Raw genomic sequence first — 5,113 nt, forward strand, 5'->3', positions numbered from 1 at the left:
GGCTGGTCGGCGGCGTCTGGCCCAAGGGCGATCTCGCCGACAAGGCGATCTGCGAAGCGATCGGCAATTCCGAAGGTATCTTCACCGACTATGCTGCCGCCAAACACGGTTGCGGCACCAGGGGTCAGCGCGCCTCGACCAATGAGAGCGCCGGCGCCGACTATGCCGACGTCAATCCCGGTGTACCGCGCAATTACACCTGGCATGTCCTCAAGCAGAGCGCCTTCTTCAACCCTGGTGGCACCTTCGACCGCGACCTCGCCGAGTATGCGATGACGCTCATCGGCACGGTGATCTACGTGCCGCCCCGCGATGACGAACCAGGCAAGTTCGTGCCTTTCGCAGGCGATGCCTCCTCGACGCTGGTGACCGCGCTGCTCGACGGGACGCAGGGCCAGTCGGTGCGGGTGTTCCAGTGTGACGAGCCCGACCAGTGCCTCAACCCCACTTTCCAGCAGATGAGCCTCACGAGCGCGAAGGCCATCCGGCCCCGCGTTGCCCAGCTCATCGGCAGCATGGTCGAGGCCATCCGCAGCGACACAGCGATCGGCGACGAGGAGAAGGAGCTGCTCCAGGTGGCATCGGTGCCGCTCTACAAGATCCTCACCGTGCAGGCGGCCTATGGACGCGGGATGGCAACCGACGACCGCGACACGCTGGCCGAGATCGCCAGCATCGATCTTCTCTATGCCATCCTCGAACGCATCACAGCCGAGGCCGGACGCTCGATGGCGAGCTTCATTGCGGCCGATGAAGCGAAACTCGCGATCTGGCGCGCTCAGGTCGCGGAAGTCCGGTCAAGCCTCGCCCAGAGGCAAGCGACCGGACAGGCGCGGGTCTCCGCGATCATGCAGATCATCGAGAAGACCGCGATGATCGAGAACATGCTCGCCGCCTCGATGTCGCCATCGATGGCCGCCGCGCTCGACTGGTCGCGCGGGATGCAGTCCCGCTCCATCGTTCCATAAGGGTGAGGCAGCATGGTCGAGATTTTCACGGTCGGCGGCGGCGAGTATATCGTCAATGTCCTCAATGCCGTTGCCGCCTGGACCGGAGCGGGCGGCTACAAGAGCCTGATTCAGGTCGCGCTGGTGATGGGCATGGTGCTCGCGGTCATCGTGGTCGCGTTCAACCAGGACTGGCGCGCATGGCTCAACTGGTTCCTCGGTGCGACGCTCATCTACATGTGTCTGATGGTGCCGCGCATGGACGTCCATGTGACAGACCGGGTCAATCCAAGCCTTGCACCGGCAACGGTGGCCAATGTTCCGCTCGGGCTCGCCCTGATGGCAAGTTTCACCAGCCAGGCGGGGGACTATCTGACCCGCTCGGCCGAGCTCGTCTTCGGCTTGCCGGACGACCTCAACTACTCGAAGAACGGCATGATCTATGGCGCGCGGCTGCTTGAATCGACGCGGAGCTTGCGCATTTCCGATCCGGAGTTTGCTGCGAACTTCGACGAGCATGTCAGGCAATGCGTGTTCTACGATCTGCTGCTCGGCCGCTACTCGATGAAGGAGCTGTCCGAGAGCGATGATATCTGGGCGACGATCGCACCCGGCAGCGCGGCGCGCGCGCAGAAATTCCTGACCCGGCAGGCCGACGACAGCGTGACGGCCTCGATCATCACCTGCCGCGAAGCCTACACCGCGCTTTCGGGGCGATGGGCGAGCCTCATTGACGAGATGACGCTTGTCGCGGGACGCCAACTCTATCCGCGCCAGACCGAAGCGCTCGCCAAGGCCAAGCTCATGGCCGACCTCCCGATTGCCTATCAGTATCTGACCGGCATCTCGCGCAGCGCGAGCGACATTTTCCGCCAAGTGCTGACGATCAATGCCATGAACCAGGCTATGCACGGCTTTGCAGGGGCGAGCGGCACCGGCAGCATCGACGTCTTCGCGCAGACCCGGGCCGATATTCAGACCGAGCGGACCTATTCCTCGATCGCGCACAACGCGATGAAATGGGTCCCGATCCTCAATGTCGTGCTGACGGTGGTGTTCTACGCGCTGTTCCCTGTCCTGTTTCCGCTGTTCCTGATGCCGCGGACCGGACCCATTGCATTGAGAGGCTACGTCACCGGCTTCTTCTACCTTGCAGCGTGGGGACCGCTCTTCGTCATCCTGCACATGATCCTGATGTTCAAAGGCGCGGGCGATGTCGCCGCCGCTGGCGGCAGCACAGGCCTCAGCCTCGCGACCTTTGCCGGCATGAGCGACGTCAGCAGCGATATCGGCATCCTGGCGGGCTATCTTGTCGCCTCGATCCCTTTCCTTGCCGGCGGGGTGGCGCGTGGTGCGCTGGCGATTTCGGGCCAGGCAACGAGCTATCTCAACCCGAGCCAGAATGCAGCCGAGGAAGCCTCGCGCGAAGCGAGCACCGGCAATGTCTCGCTTGGCAATTCGAACATCGATAACTCGACGGTGTTTTCCCGCCAGTTTGCGCAAGGCAATCTTGCACCCAACATCGCTTATGGCGCGGCACAGACGCGTGGTTTCAGCGACAGCGGCACGCAGACCACCAGCTTCCCCGATGGAGAGTTCGCTGCTGTCCCGAATTCAAGCTATCCGTTCACGCCGACACTGGGGCAGGACTTCACCGGCCGCCTCGGAACGATGGCGAGCCAGAGCCGGACGCAGAGCGAGACCTATGCCAACCTCGCCCAGCAATCAACGAGCTCTGCGCTCACCCGGTTCAGCGAGATCCGCAACGCCTACAGCCAGGGTCAGAGCTCCGACACGGTCAGCGGCGTCGGCACGAACGACAGCATCGGCACGGCATTCAGCGAAGTCGACAATGCTTCAAGGACGCTCCAGCAGCAGTTCGGCCTGTCCCGGCGCGCGTCCGACGACATTACGATCTCATGGTTCCTTAATGGCGAGGTCAATGGCGGGGCTGGAGCCAATGTTGGCGTGGCTCAAGTGGGTGCCAAGGCAAGAGGCGGCCGCAATCAGTCATGGACGGACAGCGATATCGGGATCGCCTCGGAAGACCGCGGCAGGATCATGGGAACGCTGCGGCAGCTTTCCGACAGTCGCAACTGGTCGAACACGCGTGAAGGCTTCCTGCGCGAGACGAGCTCGAGCTCGGTATCGCAAGTGTCGACCAGCTCGTCGGGTCTCAGCCGATCGCTGACAGAAGCCGAAAGCTATACGCGAGAGGCGCGTCGTGCCGAAGAGATGGCCAGCCGTCTCGAGAACCAGGCCAGCTGGTACGAAGCCAACAGCGCCGCAGGCACGCTGAACCTGAGCCAGGCCTATCGCGAATGGGGCATGGCTGAGATGGAAGCCAATCGCGACTATTTCGGGCCGGTGCGCTTCGACGACATCGAGTTCCAGATGAGCGCGCGCGGCCAACAACTGCAATCGCGGTTTGTCGAAAGCTATGCTGACCGCCTGCAAGACGACATCGACGCCGACCTTTCGCTGCCGGACTTCGCTCCTGTCAGCCGCCCCTGGATCGGAAGTGCTGGACAGGTGCGTGCACGGGGAGCCGTCGGTTCTGCAAGTGGTTCCTCAATGCCCGATGCTCCGGATCGATCTGGCATCGCAGATGAAGTCGAGCGGGTTCGTCGGCAAGGTCGTGGGCGGATCGGGACGGTGAGAGGCTATCTGGATGGCCAAACAGAAGGCGCCACAGGTGCAAGCGAGGAAGCGGCAGATGAGGTGAAGGAGTGGGGCAATAGGTGACTATAGGATCACGTCCTGAATAATCACAAAGACGACGAACCCGATCAAGAAGATCGCAGCGGTGAGAATCACTGCTCGAGCCCATCGATCGGCCCAGGCCTTCTTCCATGAGTAGGACGTAAGGCGATTTTCGGAGATGGCACGGTCGATCTCTCGCAGGCCCTTCCAGTCCGTCTGGTCGTTTTGCTCCTTCTCGTCATCCATTTCCATCACTCCGACCTAAATAAAGTAGCAAATTTGATGCATTATCGGGCATAAGCCAATTTACGTCTCGATATTGACACATTAAATATCATCACGTAAAGACGCAAAATCGCTACACAAAGCTCCATAACGGAGATAATGTCTCGATAATGCCACATTATGATTCACCAGATCTGCGTCCGCTCTCGGTGCTGCTATCCGACCTCGGGAAGCAGATCGAAGCATATCGCATATCACGCAATCTCAAGCAGGCCGAGCTTGCGGAAATGGCAGGTATCTCGCGTTCAACGCTCGCCCGCCTGGAAGCCGGTAATGGCGGGACCATCGATAGCCTCGCCAGGATAATGCGTGCGCTCGACATTGAAGACCGCCTGCTGGATGTCATGCCGGACGCCAAGCTGAGACCGCTCGATCCCCGGTCCGACACCGGCAAGGCGCGGCAAAGGGTGCGCAAGTCTTCTGAAGGTGAGGCTGGCGAGGAATGGAGCTGGGGTGACGAGGCCCCATGACGCGTGCGGTAGTCAATCTCTGGGGTCGTCAGATCGGCGCCGTCCTGTGGGATGAAGATCGCGATGTCGGGGTTTTCGAATACACTCCGGAATTCAGTCGCAGCGGCATCGAAGTCGCTCCGCTCACAATGCCATTACGAAGCGGCGTCTACGATTTTCCCGCGCTGAATTACGAGACCTTCAAAGGACTGCCGGGCATGCTGGCCGACAGCCTGCCCGACAAGTTTGGTAACGCCCTGATCAACCGTTGGCTTGCCGAGCAGGGCCGAACAGCCGACAGCTTCGATCCGGTCGAGCGCCTTTGTTATACCGGTCGCAGAGGCATGGGCGCGTTGGAATTCGAACCTGCCACCGGTGAGCGCCGTGAACAGGGCCGACCGGTCGATATCGCTCCGCTTGTCGAGCTCGCCAACAGGGTCATTGCCGCGCGTGAAGAACTGGCCGGTGTGCTCAAGGGAGAGGATGATCACCGCGCACTCCAGGAGATCCTGCGCGTCGGAACCTCCGCCGGCGGCGCCCGGGCCAAGGCCGTCCTCGCCTGGAACGAGGCGACCGGAGAATTCCATTCAGGGCAGCTGACTGCAGGGCCCGGCTACACGCAATGGCTGGTCAAGTTCGATGGAGTGTCGGGCAATGCCGACAAGGAACTCGCCGACCCGATGGGCTTCGGACGGCTTGAATACGCCTGCTATCTGCTAGCCCGAGAGG

At 61.6% G+C, this 5,113-nt stretch carries 5 protein-coding genes; 4 read left to right on the top strand and 1 reads right to left on the bottom strand.

Going from position 1 to position 5,113, the window contains the following annotated elements:
* Together AAFM29_RS16540 and AAFM29_RS16545 are read left to right on the top strand one after the other, a co-directional pair.
* Positions 1-968: conjugal transfer protein TraH (locus AAFM29_RS16540; protein WP_341713853.1), on the top strand; the 968-nt coding region annotated here is incomplete at its 5' end.
* 12 nt (positions 969-980) lie between these two features.
* Positions 981-3,692: a conjugal transfer protein TraG N-terminal domain-containing protein gene (locus AAFM29_RS16545; RefSeq protein ID WP_341713854.1), complete on the top strand. Its 2,712-nt coding sequence runs from the start codon at positions 981-983 to the stop codon at positions 3,690-3,692.
* On the opposite strand, the gene AAFM29_RS16550 is transcribed toward AAFM29_RS16545, so the two are convergent.
* Complete coding sequence (locus tag AAFM29_RS16550) at positions 3,693-3,896, bottom strand: hypothetical protein (protein WP_341713855.1); 204 nt, start codon at positions 3,894-3,896, stop codon at positions 3,693-3,695.
* Between the two features lie 149 nt (positions 3,897-4,045).
* Between AAFM29_RS16550 and AAFM29_RS16555 the strand changes: the two genes are divergently transcribed.
* Together AAFM29_RS16555 and AAFM29_RS16560 are read left to right on the top strand one after the other, a co-directional pair.
* A complete protein-coding gene (locus AAFM29_RS16555; RefSeq protein ID WP_067695826.1) occupies positions 4,046-4,405 on the top strand; it encodes a helix-turn-helix domain-containing protein in 360 nt (119 codons plus the stop codon).
* A partial coding sequence (locus tag AAFM29_RS16560) for a HipA N-terminal domain-containing protein (protein ID WP_341713856.1) occupies positions 4,402-5,113 on the top strand: 712 nt, incomplete at its 3' end. The genes AAFM29_RS16555 and AAFM29_RS16560, both read left to right, overlap by 4 nt.

The organism is Erythrobacter sp. (assembly GCF_038133525.1).
Lineage (GTDB): Bacteria > Pseudomonadota > Alphaproteobacteria > Sphingomonadales > Sphingomonadaceae > Qipengyuania.

What these genes read in the sequence shown, in the direction of transcription:
- AAFM29_RS16545 (WP_341713854.1), top strand. Translation starts at nt 981, where the DNA reads ATGGTCGAGATTTTCACGGTCGGCGGCGGCGAGTATATCGTCAATGTC.
- AAFM29_RS16550 (WP_341713855.1), bottom strand. Translation starts at nt 3,896, where the DNA reads ATGGATGACGAGAAGGAGCAAAACGACCAGACGGACTGGAAGGGCCTG.
- AAFM29_RS16555 (WP_067695826.1), top strand. Translation starts at nt 4,046, where the DNA reads ATGCCACATTATGATTCACCAGATCTGCGTCCGCTCTCGGTGCTGCTA.